Below are 16,404 nucleotides of genomic sequence, written 5' to 3'. Positions count from 1 at the left end.
CGGAGGATCGATGCTTAGAAGAGATGGCTGTAGCGTTCGGTCTCCCAACTGCTGATCGACAGATGGTAGCTTTCCCATTCTGCCGTTTTGTATTTCACGAACTCGTCGCGAAGTTCCTTGCCAAGCGTTTCCTCAACGAAGGGATCGCTGGCGAATGCGGCAACCGCGTCTTGCAAGTTCTGTGGGAGGAACTGAATGCCGCGCGCTGAACGCTCGGATTCCGAAATTGCGTAGAGGTTATCTTCGTTCGGCTCGCCAGGATCAATCTTCTCGCGAACGCCTTTGAGGCCGGCTGCCAAGGCAAGCGTGGCCGCGAGGTAAGGATTCACCGCGCCGTCGGCGTTTCGTGACTCGCATCGGCCGCCGCCCATCGGGACACGCAATGAATTCGTTCGGTTGTTTGAGCCGTAAGAGTTGAAGACCGGCGCCCACGAGAATGTTCCCATCGCTCCTTGGCGGACCAGTCGCTTATAGCTATTGACCGTTGGCGCATACGCCGCGCACAGCGCGCGTCCATGGCGCAGGATTCCGCCAATGAAGTGATAGCCCGTTTCGGTCAAGCCAAGGCCTCGCGGATCGTCCTCCGGCTTGCAGGAAAAAACATTTGTCCCGGTCGAGAGATCGGAAAGCGACATGTTGAAATGGGCGCCGCATCCAGTTCTGTTTGCGAAGGGTTTCGGCATCATCGTCGCGATGAGACCTTCTTCTTTGGCGTAGTGCTTCGCCATGAAGCGGAAAAAGGTGAGACGATCGCAGGTCGTGAGGGCGTCCGAATACGTGAAATCAAATTCGAATTGGCCGTTGGCATCCTCGTGGTCGAACGAATAGAGATCCCAGCCGAGATCGTTGATGCACGACGCAACCTTATCGAGCCAGCCGAATGCATTCACGAAGCCTTGCACGTCATAGCAAGGCTTGGCGAGCTTGTCGTCGGGATCTGGGATCGACAGGCTGCCATCCGCATTTTTCTTCAGCAGATAGATCTCGCATTCAATCCCGAGGTTGAAGCCGAATCCCATGTCGGCGGCTATTGCGAGCTGGTTTTTCAGTGCGACGCGTGTGCTGAGTGGATAGGGCTTGCCGTGGAACGTGAGATCCGCTGGCGCCCATGCGAGCTTGGGCTCCCAGGGAAGTTGGATGACGCCATTAAAATCAGGGACCGAAGCAAACTCATCTTCGTTCGGCTCCTGACCTAGTCCATCAAGCGCATATCCCGTGTAGAGTTCTGAACCCTTCGCCATGTGCTTCAAATGCTCGATCGGGACGACCTTGCCTTTCGGCACGCCGTGAATATCGACATAAGCGCCGATACAATATTTGACGCCCTGAGCCTTGAGCCGCTGGTACGTTTCGTCAAGCGCTGACGCTGCACCGACTGGAGTATGTTCATTCATCGTTTTTTCCTCTTATTGGTAATTGTTGATGCCGGTTGCGTCGGCGGATGGCTTTTCTAAACGCTCCGCGAATTTGAGCTGTCTCTAGTCAATGGTGTCTGACACGTCCGTCAGTCGCGTGAAAGTTGGAAACGGTTCGTCGGATGCCGCTTCGTTATCGCTGCCGGTCGCAGCATGCTGGCTGCCATGAATTAGCATTTCCAACCGGGCTTTCGCCGCGACGTAACTGGGCGATGCCAAATCTTCGGGCGTGCGCGAACGTGGCACTGGCACTTCCATCAGTTCGATAACTTCACCCGGGTGCGGCTTCAGCACCAGGATGCGGTCTGCGAGGAGAATAGCTTCATCGAGATCGTGGGTGACGAAGACGATGGTGATATCGATCTTGCGCCAGATCTCCATCAGGTGCCTTTGCATACGGCTGCGCGTCTGCGCGTCGAGTGCACCGAACGGCTCGTCCATTAACAGAATGCGAGGCTGATTTGCCAGCGATCGGGCAATCGCCACGCGTTGTTTCATGCCGCCTGAAAGCTGGTGCGGATAATGATTGGCGAACTTCGAAAGGCCGATCAAATCGAGCCACTGCAGAGCAGACGTCTCCGGATCCCGCTTGCCGTCGTAAGACATCTCCAATCCGAACATGACGTTTTTCTTCACCGTCAGCCACGGAAAGAGGGTGTACCCCTGAAAAACCATTCCACGGTCACTGCCGGGACCGATCACAGGTTTGTTGTCGAGCAGTACGTCACCCGAAGTTTGCTGGTCGAGTCCGGCGATGATCCGGATAAGGGTGGATTTTCCGCATCCGGATGCGCCCACGACGCAAACAAATTCCCTACGATACGTCGTGAAATTGATGTCGCTCAGCGCCGTCGTTGTTTTGCCATTGCTGAAAAACGTTTTGCTGAGATTGCGCACCTCCAGAATAACGTCGCGCGCCTTGAGCCGCTGGAATCGATCGTGCACCGCCAGCGATTGCTCGAGTACCGGAAGCGAACTCATGTCCTGCATCAGCGCTAACTCCGCTTCGTTGCTTGGTCCCAGGGGAAAAGACGCCGTCCGACCCGCGCGAGCACCATGTCGACGCCGAGGCCGATGATGCCGATCATGATGATGGCGGCGTAGACGTTGGCGAAATGCTGGTATCGCGCCTGCTGCGTGATGAACCAGGTTATGCCGGAAGAGGTGCCGATCAATTCCGCGACGATGAGATATGTCCACGCCCACCCAAGCAGGATGCGTTGGTCGCGATAGAGGTCCGGCATGATGCCGGGAACGACGACGCGCGTCAGGATTGCCCGGCCTTTAGCGCCGAGTGTCAACGCAGCTTCGATCAATCCGAAGTCGAGTTTTCTGGTCGTGTTCGCGATAATCAGAATCTGCTGGAATAAAGTTCCGATAACGATGATTGCGATCTTGGGGCCGTCATAGATACCCAGGATCGCAACAGCCAGAGCTCCGAATGCGGGCGCCGGAAGATAGCGAACGAACTCGGTGAACGGCTCGATCAGCCGCGAGATGCCGGAATAGGCACCGCACAATACGCCGAGCGGGACGCCGATGAGAGATGAGATTAGAAATCCCCAGAAAATGATCGTGATGCTGTGCCAAAGGCTTTCGTGCAGCCATTGACCGTCTCGCGTCTGGGGAGGTGTCGAGAACGCCGTGAACATCGCGATCGCGACTTCATGCGGCGCCGGAAGATAAACCGGATTTGCCGGATTGCCCTCAGGCTTCGCAAGACCGGCTTTCTCCATAGCCGCAACCTGCTGATCGAATGCGTCTTGCTGAACCCGCATGCCGGGCCTGAAATAACTCACCCCGCCGGGTTGCGTGACGACGACCAGTGGATGCCAGACGAACGGCACATAACTGACGACGCACCAGAGGAGCACTGGCAATACGAACGACAGGATGCCGAGCGTGACGCGCGACGTGGGAGAAAGGGGGCGTCCGACCACAAACCAGCGCCGCGTCGACGTACGCTGTTGTGGCGCCGCCCCCGCCGTAACGGCAGGAGCGGCGACGACGCCGACGTTAGGGCTGTGCATTGGTAAGCGACGGATCGATGAAGCTGTCGACGTCGAGCTTGTCCTTGTAGACAGCGTATTTCGTGTTGAAGTCGTTAGCGATTTCGGACGAGCCGTAAAGCGATCCGAAGCCTTTGGCTTTCACAAAGACCTTTTTTGCGGCCGCCACATCGAGCAGCTTTGTTCCGGCGATCAGAGGTTTATATTCCTCTGGCTTCAGGCCAACTCGTGCGGCCATGATTTTCGCTGCATCATCGACTGTCGCGGGATCGTTGATGTATTTAACAACCCGATCCCAGACCTTGATGACCTTTTCCCAATCCGCTTTTCGCGTCGCCAGACTCGTCGGGTTGACAGTGATGACGTCGTAAATCAGGCCGGGCTCGTCAGCCGACGTATAGATTGGCGTGGATCCCGGTACTTGCTTCATCGCCTGACCTGAGTTCGGCTGCCATGCGCCAATCGCGGAAACCTCGCCGGAAGCAAGGGTTTGAGGTGTCTCATTTGTCTTGGTGTTGACGAGCGTGACATCCGATTCCGTCATGCCGTTTTTCTCAAGGCCGTTCAGCAGCAGTAAGTGCTCGACGAAGCCAACTTCGATCCCGACTTTTTTCCCCTTGAGGTCCTTCAGCGACTTAATTCCTGGAACTCCAACAATCATGTCATTGCCGTTGGAGTAATCGGTCAGCATGATCATCGTGTTCTTGGTGCCCGATCCACCCATGACGAGTGCATCGCCATTCGTCACAGTCACGCCGTCGAGCTTCCCGGCAGAAAATGCGTCCATCGATGGCACGTAGTCGAACCATTCGAAATCGACGTCGACACCGGCTTCTTTGAACCATCCTTTGTCAATTGCGACCTGCCACGCCACCCAACCAGGCCAATCGCTGTAGCCAATTTTCAAAGGTTCGGCCCAGGCGTTTGCCGCAGATACTGCGAACATTGAAACTGCCAAGACTGCGAGTTCACGGATGCGTAATCGACGCGCCATTCTCAACCTCCTGCGCAAAGGCGATAATACGAAAATCATGTTTCGTAATACTGGTCATTAGCAAGCGGCGTGCCATTGAGGCGGCGGGTATTGCATCGGTGTTTTGAGGGTATAAGAGAGGCGATCTACGCTTGGATTTGCCCAATCGACGGTCGACACGCCAAAAGACTGCGCAGTATCCATCATAGCATCACGCAGGAACGTGACGGACCCAATGCCGACAGTGGCAGACGTTCCGGCTCCAATCTTTCCTATAGTGGATCGATTGAAAAGAAGGCCTGCGGAGACTAAGGCCCTGCGATAGCCATAACTCGACGAAACCGAAGTAGAGCCAAAAATAGGAAAATTCCACCGATCGCACCAACAGCAACAAATCTTGGCCAAACCACGTCGAAACCGGCGCCTCGATAAAGGATCGCCTGTGCGAACGCCACAAAATGAGTCGACGGTGATACCTGCATGATGGTGCGCAGGAACGGAGGCATGCTTTCGAGCGGGGTGTTGGCGCCGGATAGCAAGTTCAGCGGCACAGCAACGAGAATGTAAAGCAGGCCGAGTTGAGGCATCGTACGTGCGATCGTTGCAAGAAAGATCCCGACCGCCGTCGAGAAAAACAAATAGATCATCACGCCGCACATAAACAGCGGTATGGAGCCTGCGATGGGAATGTGGAGCAGTCTCTGCACGACAAAAAACAACGAGAGGCCGACTGCAATCGTAATCACTACGGCGTTCGCCCACACTTTCGACATTGCGATTTCAAATGGCGTCAGCGGCATGACGAGAAGATGATCGAGCGTTCCGTGCTCACGCTCACGCACGACGGCCGCCCCCGCCAGGATGATCGCGAGCATATTCACGGAACTGATAATACCCATTACGGCAGTGAACCAAGCTGTCGTAACATTAGGATTGAAGGCTATCCGTACCGAGAGCGTGACTGCGGGCGGGGGAACATCCTCAATTCGAGAAACAAATTTATTGATCTCGGTCGAGATGATCTGCTCCGCATAGCTCGATCCAATGCCCGCCTGGACCATCGCGGTTGCGTCCACATTTACCTGCAAGGCCGGCTTACGCCCTCCAAGGACATCGCTTTCGAATCGGGGTGGAATGTCGATGACGAACGTGTAGCGTCCGGTGTTCATAAGCCGGTCGACGTCGCGCTCTTCCACATATTGCGGCGTTTTGAAATAAGGCGGCAGAAAAGCGCCCGCGATACGCCAAGAGAGATCCGAATGATCCTCATCCACAATGGCGATCGAAGCGTTGTGCAGCTCTTGTGAATTGCTCTGGGCCTGCGCCATTACAGCGATAGAGAACGAATATGTGACGAGCGCGAGGAGGACCCAATCGCGAAAGAAGCTGCGTAACTCTTTCAAGCCAAGCCAATAGATATTCGAAAGCTTACGCATGGCCGATCACTTTTCTTGCTTACGCAGAAGGAACAGGCTGATTGAGGTTAAGGCAGGGACGAAAAGCGCAAGTGTCGCGATGTATCGCGCAAGATCCGGGAACCCTAGCCCCTTCGTAAAAGCCCCCACACTGATCGGGACGAAATAGGTCATCGGAAAAAGACGGCCCAATATCGCTCCAAAACCGGTGATCGACGAAACGGGCGTCATCATGCCGGAAAACATCGTCGCTGGCAGGACAGTCAAAATAGAAGTCCCGAACAAGGCCGCAATTTGCGTTCCCGTGAAGGAGGAGATGACCATCCCATAGCCCGTCGTCGCAGTAACATAGATGAGCGATCCAACTAGTAGTGCTAAAAAGCTTCCCTTGAGCGGCACATCAAAAATAAAGATGGCCATCAGAAAGAGTATGAAGAAATTGAGCATTGCTATCGCGATGTACGGAAGCTGCTTTCCAATCAGGAACTCAAGCCGCGTTACCGGCGTCACGTAAAGATTGGTTATGGAACCCAGCTCCTTCTCGCGGACGATAGCGAGCGCCATCAAAATCGCAGGGATCAGCGCCAGTTGCATTGCGATCGTCGAGGGGACCATCGCATAAATGCTATCGAAGTCCTGATTGTAGCGGAAGCGGATCTCTATATCCGCGGGCGTGTCCGTATCTGCAAGGCCAACGTGACCTCGGATTGCGGGATCGGAAAGGAACTGCTGGTGCACGCCCTCAATATAGCCGTGAATAGTTTCGGCTCTGAACGGCATCGCGCCGTCAATCCAGACGCCAACCTCGGTTGGCCTCCCGCGTCGTATATCGCGCCCGAAGCCCGGCGGAATCTCGATCGTCGCTGTGACAGCGCCGCTTTTTAGCCGGCTCTGCAACTCATCCTCATTCTTGAAGGGCTCTTGTTCGACGAAATAGCGCGAGCCTCGCAGCTCACTGAGATAAGCGCGACTTTCAAAACTATTGTCTCGATCGAGAACGGCGAACGACAATGAGTTGACATCGGTCGTGATGCCGAAACCAAAAATCAGCATTAGAAATGCTGTACCGAGAAGAGCGAAGCTCAACCGGATCGGGTCGCGAAGCAGCTCGAGCGACTCTCTTATGGTGTAAGCCAACATGCGCCGCACCGAAAAGATCCTGGATACGCCCGGTGAAGCGGTGGAAATATCCCCTTTTTGTCCGACGTCCAGGATCGTCTCTGGCTCGGACTGCGATCGTGATGACGCCGATTCCTCAAGGTATGAAATAAAGGCATCTTCGAGTGTCGTCGCGTGACGCGCTTCGATCAGTTTGGCTGGAGTGTCTGTTGCCAGAACGCGTCCGGCGTCCATAAGAGAGATACGGTCGCATCGCGCCGCTTCGTTCATGAAGTGGGTCGAGACGAAGATCGTCACTCCATTCTTTCTCGACAGCTCGATCAGCAATTCCCAGAACTGGTCTCTCGCGATCGGATCTACGCCCGATGTAGGTTCATCGAGAATGAGAAGCTCCGGCTCATGAACCACGGCCACCGCGAGCGACAGCCGCTGACGGATTCCAAGCGGAAGATCTTCCGCCAGTTTATTCATGTGCTCTGACAGGCCAAAGCGCCGGACAAGGTAAGCAATCCGGCCCTCGATCGATCCAGCCGGAAGATGAAATAGTCGGGCGTGAAGCTCGAGGTTCTGACGGACAGTCAATTCGCCATAAAGCGAAAACGATTGCGACATGTAACCTACGCGCATGCGGGAACTTATGTCGTCTGCGTTGACGGGTTCTCCGAAAAGCATCGCGCTGCCTTCGGTCGAGGGCAGGAGACCCGTGAGCATTTTCATCGTTGTAGATTTGCCGCAACCATTCGATCCGACGAATCCGAAAATCTCTCCACGTTCTATATCGAAGCTTACGTGGTCAACCGCAGTGAAGTCACCGAACCGGCGTGTGAGATTACGGGCGACGATCACCGCACCATCGGCAATGCTCTGACGCGGCGGGATCGTCGGAGTGCGATGGTCTAACTTCGCCTCCGGAGGAAGCAGGTCAATGAAGGCTTCCTCGATTGCGCCCGCGCCGGTTCTCTCCTTGATGTCGCTTGGGGATCCCACCGTAAGGATCTTCCCGGCATTCATCGCGATCAGCCAATCGAAGCGCTCGGCTTCCTCCATATAGGCTGTTGCAACTAAGACGCTCATGCCCCCGCGATGCTCGCGCATCCGCTGGATAAGCTCCCAGAATTGCCGCCGCGATAGCGGATCGACGCCTGTTGTCGGCTCATCGAGTATCAAAAGATCCGGATCGTGAATGAGCGAGCAGCAGAGGCCAAGCTTCTGGCGCATGCCGCCCGAAAGTTTTTGCGCCGGCCGATCGGCGAAAGGTCCGAGACCCGTGCTATCGAGAAGTTTGGGGATGCGTTCTTCGCGCTGGCGCCGCCCCTGACCAAAGAGCCGGGCAAAAAATTCGATGTTTTCGCGCACGCTGAGATCAGGATAGAGGTTCTTGCCGAGGCCTTGCGGCATGTAAGCGATACGCGGACAGACTGCCTCGCGGTCCACGGCCTTGGACATATCCGCGTTCAAGACCGTGACGTGCCCCGATTGAAGCATGCGCGCGCCCGAGACTAGCGCAAGCAACGTCGATTTACCGACGCCGTCCGGCCCAATAAGGCCGACCATTTGGCCGGCCGGAATCTCGATTGTTAGGTCGTCGAGCGCGAGGATGCCGCCATATCTGTGGGTCACGCGTTCGAGACGAGCAACTGCTGCCCCGTCCGCCATCGTCATGATCCAGCTTTCAGGCGTTCCGGCCACTCAGTCTTGGTATCGGTTCGAACGTAAGCGACTCCCGGTAAGCCGCTCCGGACGTAGTCCGCATGAGCTTCCGAGCGCGCTGGATCGATACGCACGCGCACCCGGAACATTAGCTTGTCTCGTTCGGTCTGCGTCTCGACCATTTTCGGTGTAAATTGCGCCTGATCAGCAATAAATGTCACGTTCGCGGGAATGGGATGGTCTGGATATGCATCGAGCACGATGCGGGCGTCGTCTCCGATTCTGATTTTGCCGGCCTCGAGTGTTGGAAGATATACGTCCATGTAAACGTAACCGAAGTCCAGCATAGTGAAGACTTTGCCTCCAGCCGCGAGGACCTCTCCCGTATTGGCGATGCGATAAGCAATTCGGCCGTCTCGCGGTGCAACGAGGGTATTGTCCGCAATATTCACGCGATAGAGTTCGGCGTCATGATTGGCTGCGTCCAGCGCATGCTCTGCCTCGGTGACACGCGCTTGCGCCGCGAGTTCTCCGGCTTTGGACGAGTTGAGCGTCTGCTGGCGCTGATCATAGGTCTGCTTCGTGACCCAGCCGGATTTTAACAACGACTCGGCGCGGTCCATCTCCTGCTGCGCGAGCACAACTTGAGTATGCTGCTGATTGAGGAGCGCTTTTGCCTCGCTGATGCTCTTCTTTGCCTGTTCTGCCTGAGCTTCTGCTTTTTTTAGCGACGCATCCAGGTCGCGCGTATCCATGACGGCAAGAACTTGGCCGGCCGTTACCCTGGCGCCCTCGTCAACGCGCAATTCAAGAACCCGCCCTGCAAATTTTGTCGCTATGTCGATCGGGTCAGCTTCAATTCGCCCATTGCCCATAACGATCCCAGGAGGAAGCGGAGGCACCCTGTGCATCCACCAATAACCGGCGCCGCCTATGGCTATGATGACGGCGAGAACCGCCAGGATCTTCCGCCAGCGGCCGAATGGGCCCGTCGAGATGTTCTCTGCTGGAACGGGCAATTTTGCTGTTACGGGAACGAGCTGTCGATGAGACGACGGCAGTTCTTTTAGAGCAATTGCTTCTTTCTCTGCATTTTGCTCGGATTGCATGATGGATTGCTCACTTCGCTCAATGCACGGTTAGAAGGCGTTTTGCTGGGCAATCGTTCTCGTCTGTCGGCACGAGCATTTCCAAATAAACATTGGCTACGAGGTGCGTGTGCCCGACAATCCCGCCACATGCTTACTTGCCCCTTACCTATTTCAAGTTGACGCTTAACCTTGCCCATGGATGAGAGCGTTGACTTGGAACAAATTTCCTCTGCCACGCTCCGGCTAATGCTAGGATAATTCTCGTTGCTTGATGTTCGTCAACGTTTGAACCACCGCCTCGGGTCATTTGTTTTTATGCGTCTAATCTTGGAGACGTCCTTTTGGGTATCGCAGCAATGATCAGTTTAAACCAAAGCCGATTCACGGTCCCTGCGATTATTGGCGCGTTTGCTATGCTGTGTGTCGCCAGTACCATTGCCGTCTCCGCGCCGATTGGAGAGGCTGAAGTTCCCTCAGGGCGAGAACTTTTTCTTCACCACTGTGCTCAGTGCCATGGCGATAATGGCGCGGGAGACGGACCTATGGCCAGCGTTCTGACCGTAAAGCCGGCAGATCTAACCACGCTAAGCAGACGTGCTAATGGAAAATTTGATGCACAGCGTATCGTCGAGATCATCCGCTATGGAGGCGAGATCTCCGGACATGGTACGAGCGCCATGCCAATTTGGGGCTTGATCTTTAGCATTGAAGGCGAGGGCGGAAAAGTCGGCGCCGCCTATTCGCGCATCGCTGTCATCAACCTCAAAAACTATATCGAAGCCCTCCAGAAAAAATAGCTGGCTGAGAAGACAGGAAAAGCTGCAGAAATGAGACTAAACGCCAGGCGTTTGCCGTTTGCGAATACGCGACGGTAACTGTTTCGTTGCCTTCGACCCGAGCGCTTTCGCCAACCCGCAGCACCGAGAGCGCTAGAGACGGTAAGGTTCCCCCAGCAAATCATCTCAAATTCACTGCGCCAAAAATTTCGAGGATCTCGCCCCTCCGAGGTCCTCATTTTATTTCCCCCCTTGCGACGAGTGGTGCGCGGATCGCCCCCAACGTCGCTTACTCCATTGAAGTTGCCGCATTTGCGACTGCCGCCACGGCCGAAGTGCAAATTTTGCTCTTGACGTAAGCTTGCGCCAGATCAGAATTGACAGCGTTCATTTTTCGGCACCTGGACCTTTTGCTATGTCGCCAATTGCTGCTGACGACTCTGCCCCAGAGGCATCACTCGATCATCTTGCAGCGGTATTTCAGTCCGCGATCGATGCAGTCATTTCTATCGATGGTCTGGGCCTCATCACGAGTGTCAACCCGGCGGCCGCAAGACTGTTCGGTTATACGAACGCGGAGCTAATCGGTGCGAATGTCAGTATGCTGATGCCGGTACCCGATTCGGAGCGGCACGACGACTATCTCCGGCAGTACCGTCATACGGGCCGTCGCAAGATTATTGGCATCGGACGCGAGGTTTTTGGGCGGCGACGGGATGGCTCGACCTTTCCCATGCATCTCTCGGTCAGTGAATATCAGATCGACGGCAAGGCGCATTTTGCGGGCATCGTGCGTGACCTCACACTGGAGAGGCGCTCACAAGAAGAAAGCGAACGCCAGCAAGTGCTTTTCGATGCCATCATCAAGGATACACCACGCGCGCTCGTTCTGACGGACAATGGCCGGCGGATTTTTCTCGCAAATCCTGCCGTGAAATCGGTTTTTGGCTACGATGAAGCCGAGCTCGTGGGCCAGCGCTCCCAGCTCCTCTACGAGACCGACTATGACTTTGAGCGGGTCTGGAAAGCCTCTCTCGCGGGCTCGACGGGCCTCGATCCACTGGCGGTTAACTGCCGCCGCAAAGACGGAAAGGTTTTTCCGGCCGAGGTCGTTGCAACCTCTGTCACCGCCCGCGATGGACAGATCCTCGGGCATATGCGTTCCTTCCGCGATTTGACCAAGCAGGTTGCGCAGACGGAGGCACTCCACCGGTCGCAACGGCTTGATGCGCTCGGCCAACTGACGGGCGGCGTCGCGCATGATTTCAACAACATCTTGACGATTGTCCTCGGAAACCTCGAGCAAGTTTTCGAAACCTCCGATGTTGCAGAGAAACACGATTACTGCCGGCGCGCGCTAGAAGCTGGGGAAATGGGCGCGCGTCTGACGCGCCGCCTGCTGAGCTTTTCCCGTCAGAGAAAACTGGAGCCAGCCGTCCTCCAGCTCAACACCTACATCACCTCGATGGTTGAAATGCTCGAAAGGGCCCTGGGAGAAACCGTCTCGCTATCGACGAACTTCGCACAAGATCTCTGGATGGTGTGCGTCGATCCCAGCGAAATTGAGAATGCGATCCTCAATCTCTCGGTCAACGCCCGAGACGCCATGAGGCATGGTGGCCGTGTGAGCATCGAGACCGCTAATCTCCAGCTGTCATCCGATGACGTTCTCGAAGAATACGGCATCCCGGCGGGGGATTACATACGTATAACAGTGGCCGACAATGGCGAGGGAATGTCACCGGAAATCGTGAAGCGCGCCTTCGAGCCGTTCTTCACGACCAAGGGTACCGGTAAAGGTACAGGTCTCGGGCTTTCAAGCATTCACGGCTTTGTCAAACAATCAGGCGGTAATGTCACCATCTATAGCGAACTCGGAAAGGGGACCGTGGTCAATCTCTATCTGCCACGCGTGGCGATGGAAGTGCGGCGAAATCTGCAAGAAACAGAAAAACAGGCTATCCCTCCTGCCAACTTAAAGGTTCTTGTTGTCGAAGATAACCCCGAACTTCGACAGCTTGTGGCCGAGCGAATTCGAAGATTGGGATATACCGTTGAGGAAGCCGATTCCGGCGCCAGCGCGCTGCAAAAAATTTCCGAGGAAAGCTTCGATATTCTCTTCAGCGATGTGGTGATGCCTGGGGGCATGAGCGGCTATGAACTTGGCTCCCGGGTCCGCGTCGCGAGTTCCGGTACGAAGATCTTACTGACCTCAGGGTACGACACGGAGTTCGCATCCGACCTTAATAGCACCAATGATGCGTTTCATGTGCTCCGCAAACCGTACAGGCAGGCAGACCTCGCGCAGGCGCTTCGAGACTGCCTATGACCGGCGTGTTTTTCAAGCTTATTTGCGCTACCGGACACGATGTCAGCTAAAGCCCGAATAGGTAAGTCTCAGGCATGCTTTCGAGTTCAATGCCCTCGATGGGTTTCACAGCGCTCGTCCGGTCGATCCAAATATATTCGTCAAACTGTTGGGGCAGCGTGGCTTCAAGTTAATGGCTCGCAAGTTCGCTAGACGATAAGGAAAGAATCCTCCGCACCGCCATTGCGAATGTCAAGCCTTCCATCGCGACTCGCGGATCACCGAGCAGAAGTTTCCTCGATGGAAGTGAGGCACCTTGTCGGCAATGACATCAGCCTTAACGTTGCCAAATGTCGTATCAGGCTTGTGTTTGATGCCGTCGTAGAAGGCTTGAATGATATCTTCCTTGAAATGAGCCGGGCGCGGATAGGCCTTCACCACAGCCTCTCGGGTGTCATCGGAATATTGCCCATAGGTCAAGCCTAGAACGTCCATTTCGACACCTGCGGTCGTCAGTGCAACGATTGGATGCATGAACTCAGGCACGCCCGGTGTCGTATGCAGCGCAATGGCCGTCCAGACTTTTTCTATGTCGGACGGATCGACATTATAGCTCCTGAGAAACTCGCGAGCAGCATTAGCTCCGTCTACTTCGAAACGAAGATTCGAGCTGCTGTGTTTGGGCACGAGGCCGACGTCATGAAACATCGCTGCGGCGTAGAGAAGCTCGGAATTGAAAGTGAGTTCTCGCTGCCCGCCTGCAATGGCAGCAAAGAAGTAGACGCGGCTGGAATGATTGAAGAGTAGGTCGCTTTCGGTGTCGCGGACGAACTCGGTTATAGCTCTGCCGAGCTTGCTGTCGGGCACCTTGACGCCTTCAATGCTCGTGGTTTCCAGCCTATCCGACATGGTTTGAAGCCTTTCCTCATCTCTATAATTTGTGCGGACGTTGTTGCCCCATTCGGCCGCGTGGCAGCAATCATAACGTTCGTTGAAAAGCTGCCAATTTTCGACGATATTCTGCCGATGCCCTGAGAGACCTATGACAAGGGAAGTTGGGCGGGATGGCAAAGAAACAGGTTGCACTCGTTATCCATGAAGGTGTGCAAGCATTGGACGTAGCTGGGCCGCTCGACGTCTTTGCCGAGGCAAATGCATTTCTTAGCAAAGGCGAAGGTTATGATTGCACGATCGTTGCGGGCCAGCGAGGCGCATTGCGCGCCTCCAACGGCATGCTGATTGGAGTGCATAAGACGTTTGCGCAAGCCGCACGAAGATTTCACACTGTTCTTATTGCTGGCGGCCCGGCGCTTCCAAATGCCGAAGACGAAACCGCTATGTCGAAGTGGCTTCGCACTTGGTGCAAGAGAGCAGAGCGGTATGGGTCAATCTGCACCGGAGCTTTCGCGCTCGGCCGAGCGGGTCTCTTAGACGGGCGGACGGTTACAACCCATTGGCAAAATGCTGCCAAGCTCGAAGTAGACTTCCCCAAAGCGCGGATCGAGCATGATCGTATTTTTTTGCGCGATGGCGCGTTGGTAACATCCGCCGGCGTCACCGCCGGGATTGATCTTGCACTCGAACTTGTGAGCGAAGACTACGGGGCTTCGGTCGCCCTTTCCTGCGCAAAGCGTCTAGTGGTTGTGACGCAGCGCCAAGGCGGTCAGTCGCAGTTCAGCCCATTGCTGCAGCCGCGCAGTGACCCGCGATCAGCCCTTGGTAAGGTCCAAGCATATGTGCTCAGTCACATTGGAGAGCCACTATCGGTTGCGCGCCTGGCCCAAATAGCCGGTACAAGTTCTCGCTCGATAGCCCGCCTATTCGTCAGGGACCTCAAGATAACTCCTCACGATTACGTCGAAGCGGTGCGCCTCGACCATGCGCGCAATCTCCTCGAAGCAACCGACCTTGCACTGAAATCGGTGGCTTTTGCTTGCGGATTTGGAGGCCCCGAGCAGATGCGTGCTGCATTTCAGCGTCGGCTAGGCGTAAGCCCTCAACGCTATCGAGAGAGCTTCCGCCATGCGCCGAAGAAGGCTGGTTGACGCGAGATCTTGAATTCGCAACGCTCGGGCCAGGAGGCGCATCACTTTTTGAGTCACCAGCTCTTCCTCTTGCCCTGCTAATCCGCCAAGATGATGCGCGCCAGATCGCCCGGATTTTCGACCGCTGAGAAGTGGCCAGTGTCTTTAAGAGTGATCACGTTTGCCTGTGGGATTAGCGAACGAGTACGATCCCTTTCGACAGTATGAGACCAATCAGCGTCACCGTAAATCAAGGTAACCGGTGCGCTGATGCCGCGATAAAGGTCTCGCGCTTTGCTCCAGGATCGCCAGCCGGCCAGCACTTTGCGTGCGGCGCGTTTATATCCTGGTAGGTGGGCAACTTGATCGAATTCGGTCAGCAAATCGGCAGGAATTTTTTTTGGATCGTGATAGCCGCCGCCCATGATCTTCTTGAGCACGACCTTGTTCTCCAACGACGCGTTCAACGCCCCTAGTACAGGGATTTGCAAACTGCCGATGATGAAGTTCGAGAACCAGTTTCCGCGCCGGATGCCATCGCCGTAGCGGGTTTCGTAATCGTATGGGTTGAGCGAATATACGCGCTTGATCCGCTGCGGTATCGAGGCCGCAACAGTCAGCGCAAGTGCACCTCCGATGGACTCGCCCACAAGCGTTACGTCTGTGAGGTTGAGCAATTCGATGAAGCCGATAACGCCTTCTCTCATATAGGGTTCGTCCAATCTTGCATTGGGGTCGATGGGCGAGCGGCCGTGCCCGGGCAGATCAATGGCGTAAACGGTATAAGACTTGGCGAGAGTTGGCGCTAACTCACGAAAGTATTCAAGTTGCGTTCGGATCGTATGCATGAGAACCAAGGGTGGGCCTTCGCCACTCTTTTGGAATCGCACGCTGAGCTTGTTCGAGACCTTAAGGAGGCCTGGTGCGGGTACGCTCGCGGTCGCCATAATGGTATCTCCTATATCGATCTGTAAGATTGCCGTTCAGGTAAAATGACGCTTGCGAGTGGCTTACGCGCTGAGATCTCAATCCTTCTGATCGATGATCTGCAGCGCGCGGCGTTTTGCGTCTGCGAGTACTTTTTCCGATAGCTGGACATCGTTGCTCGCCCGCGCCATGACGAGGGCCCCGAGCATCAGTCCTCCGAGCTCGATGGCGCGTTCAGTGCGTATTTCCTTTGGGCAGGACAATCCATCTGCGACAAGCTCAATGAGCTGACAGATACCGGACGCGAACGCGCCGCGAATGACGTCGCTTTGTCTTGATGCTTCTGCGCCGCACGCCGAGATCATGCAGCCCACAGTGGGATCGTCGCGGTGCGTATCGGATAAATAGTCGAGCACGTACGCCGTGAGCGCCGCACGTGGCCCAGCCTCCTCCGCTTTTCTTTCAAAGCGTTCGACGACTTCCTCGAACGCCTTCGTTGCCGATGAGGCTACAAGCTCGTCCTTCGATTTGAAGTGGCGATAAAACCCACCATGCGTAAGCCCGGCCGCCTGCATGAGATCGACGACACTGGTGCGCTCGATGCCCCGTTCCCGCAGCATCCTCGACGCCACGGAGGTGATCTCTTCATGGTGTTGAGCTTTGGCCTCGCGCGAGAGTCGCACGGCATTTCTCCTTT

General features: G+C 55.5%; 13 protein-coding genes. 3 read left to right on the top strand and 10 right to left on the bottom strand.

Features of this window, described 5'->3' with window-relative positions:
* Positions 1-14 precede the first annotated feature (14 nt).
* The 7 genes from glnT to HYP802_RS0117340 form a co-directional block, all read right to left on the bottom strand.
* The gene (gene glnT / locus HYP802_RS0117370; protein ID WP_013948672.1) at positions 15-1,394 is read right to left on the bottom strand and encodes a type III glutamate--ammonia ligase; all 1,380 of its coding nucleotides are present in this window, start codon (positions 1,392-1,394) and stop codon (positions 15-17) included.
* An 84-nt stretch (positions 1,395-1,478) separates the two neighbouring features.
* A complete protein-coding gene (locus tag HYP802_RS0117365; protein WP_024276233.1) occupies positions 1,479-2,405 on the bottom strand; it encodes an ABC transporter ATP-binding protein in 927 nt (308 codons plus the stop codon).
* A 5-nt stretch (positions 2,406-2,410) separates the two neighbouring features.
* Positions 2,411-3,445, bottom strand: a complete 1,035-nt coding sequence (locus HYP802_RS0117360; RefSeq protein ID WP_024276232.1) for an ABC transporter permease subunit — start codon at positions 3,443-3,445, stop codon at positions 2,411-2,413.
* Positions 3,432-4,418, bottom strand: coding sequence for an ABC transporter substrate-binding protein (locus HYP802_RS0117355; RefSeq protein ID WP_013948669.1), 987 nt, complete (start codon positions 4,416-4,418; stop codon positions 3,432-3,434). The genes HYP802_RS0117360 and HYP802_RS0117355 overlap by 14 nt, the downstream gene beginning before the upstream one ends.
* Before the next feature lie 287 nt (positions 4,419-4,705).
* The gene (locus HYP802_RS0117350; RefSeq protein WP_013948667.1) at positions 4,706-5,833 is read right to left on the bottom strand and encodes an ABC transporter permease; all 1,128 of its coding nucleotides are present in this window, start codon (positions 5,831-5,833) and stop codon (positions 4,706-4,708) included.
* 6 nt (positions 5,834-5,839) lie between these two features.
* A complete protein-coding gene (rbbA, locus tag HYP802_RS0117345) occupies positions 5,840-8,593 on the bottom strand; it encodes a ribosome-associated ATPase/putative transporter RbbA (RefSeq protein ID WP_013948666.1) in 2,754 nt (917 codons plus the stop codon).
* Positions 8,590-9,690, bottom strand: coding sequence for an HlyD family efflux transporter periplasmic adaptor subunit (locus HYP802_RS0117340; RefSeq protein WP_013948665.1), 1,101 nt, complete (start codon positions 9,688-9,690; stop codon positions 8,590-8,592). Before HYP802_RS0117340 ends, rbbA begins: the two co-directional genes overlap by 4 nt.
* A gap of 323 nt (positions 9,691-10,013) precedes the next feature.
* Here HYP802_RS0117340 and HYP802_RS23315 point away from each other — a divergent pair, with 323 nt between their 5' ends.
* Both HYP802_RS23315 and HYP802_RS0117325 read left to right on the top strand, forming a co-directional pair.
* Positions 10,014-10,469 carry a cytochrome c gene (locus HYP802_RS23315; RefSeq protein WP_155831260.1) on the top strand — a complete coding sequence of 152 codons (456 nt, stop codon included), beginning with the start codon at positions 10,014-10,016 and terminating at the stop codon, positions 10,467-10,469.
* A gap of 394 nt (positions 10,470-10,863) precedes the next feature.
* Positions 10,864-12,777 (top strand): PAS domain-containing hybrid sensor histidine kinase/response regulator, encoded by a 1,914-nt coding sequence (locus tag HYP802_RS0117325; RefSeq protein WP_024276230.1) that lies wholly within the window; start codon positions 10,864-10,866, stop codon positions 12,775-12,777.
* Positions 12,778-13,008: 231 nt separating this feature from the next.
* Here the strand turns inward: HYP802_RS0117325 and HYP802_RS0117320 are convergent, their stop codons facing one another.
* Complete coding sequence (locus HYP802_RS0117320) at positions 13,009-13,665, bottom strand: HD domain-containing protein (RefSeq protein ID WP_013948662.1); 657 nt, start codon at positions 13,663-13,665, stop codon at positions 13,009-13,011.
* A gap of 155 nt (positions 13,666-13,820) precedes the next feature.
* Between HYP802_RS0117320 and HYP802_RS0117310 the strand changes: the two genes are divergently transcribed.
* Complete coding sequence (locus HYP802_RS0117310) at positions 13,821-14,801, top strand: GlxA family transcriptional regulator (protein WP_024276229.1); 981 nt, start codon at positions 13,821-13,823, stop codon at positions 14,799-14,801.
* A gap of 77 nt (positions 14,802-14,878) precedes the next feature.
* On the opposite strand, the gene HYP802_RS0117305 is transcribed toward HYP802_RS0117310, so the two are convergent.
* Positions 14,879-15,727, bottom strand: a complete 849-nt coding sequence (locus tag HYP802_RS0117305; protein ID WP_024276228.1) for an alpha/beta hydrolase — start codon at positions 15,725-15,727, stop codon at positions 14,879-14,881.
* A gap of 78 nt (positions 15,728-15,805) precedes the next feature.
* Positions 15,806-16,390 (bottom strand): TetR/AcrR family transcriptional regulator, encoded by a 585-nt coding sequence (locus tag HYP802_RS0117300; protein ID WP_024276227.1) that lies wholly within the window; start codon positions 16,388-16,390, stop codon positions 15,806-15,808.
* Positions 16,391-16,404: the final 14 nt, after the last annotated feature.

Source organism: Hyphomicrobium sp. 802, from assembly GCF_000526135.1.
Lineage (GTDB): Bacteria > Pseudomonadota > Alphaproteobacteria > Rhizobiales > Hyphomicrobiaceae > Hyphomicrobium_B.
This window is presented reverse-complemented; position numbering and strand designations above follow the sequence as displayed.

What these genes read in the sequence shown, in the direction of transcription:
- glnT (WP_013948672.1), bottom strand. Translation starts at nt 1,394, where the DNA reads ATGAATGAACATACTCCAGTCGGTGCAGCGTCAGCGCTTGACGAAACG.
- HYP802_RS0117310 (WP_024276229.1), top strand. Translation starts at nt 13,821, where the DNA reads ATGGCAAAGAAACAGGTTGCACTCGTTATCCATGAAGGTGTGCAAGCA.
- HYP802_RS0117360 (WP_024276232.1), bottom strand. Translation starts at nt 3,445, where the DNA reads ATGCACAGCCCTAACGTCGGCGTCGTCGCCGCTCCTGCCGTTACGGCG.
- rbbA (WP_013948666.1), bottom strand. Translation starts at nt 8,593, where the DNA reads ATGACGATGGCGGACGGGGCAGCAGTTGCTCGTCTCGAACGCGTGACC.
- HYP802_RS0117365 (WP_024276233.1), bottom strand. Translation starts at nt 2,405, where the DNA reads ATGCAGGACATGAGTTCGCTTCCGGTACTCGAGCAATCGCTGGCGGTG.
- HYP802_RS0117350 (WP_013948667.1), bottom strand. Translation starts at nt 5,833, where the DNA reads ATGCGTAAGCTTTCGAATATCTATTGGCTTGGCTTGAAAGAGTTACGC.
- HYP802_RS0117355 (WP_013948669.1), bottom strand. Translation starts at nt 4,418, where the DNA reads ATGGCGCGTCGATTACGCATCCGTGAACTCGCAGTCTTGGCAGTTTCA.
- HYP802_RS0117305 (WP_024276228.1), bottom strand. Translation starts at nt 15,727, where the DNA reads ATGGCGACCGCGAGCGTACCCGCACCAGGCCTCCTTAAGGTCTCGAAC.
- HYP802_RS0117340 (WP_013948665.1), bottom strand. Translation starts at nt 9,690, where the DNA reads ATGCAATCCGAGCAAAATGCAGAGAAAGAAGCAATTGCTCTAAAAGAA.
- HYP802_RS0117325 (WP_024276230.1), top strand. Translation starts at nt 10,864, where the DNA reads ATGTCGCCAATTGCTGCTGACGACTCTGCCCCAGAGGCATCACTCGAT.
- HYP802_RS0117320 (WP_013948662.1), bottom strand. Translation starts at nt 13,665, where the DNA reads ATGTCGGATAGGCTGGAAACCACGAGCATTGAAGGCGTCAAGGTGCCC.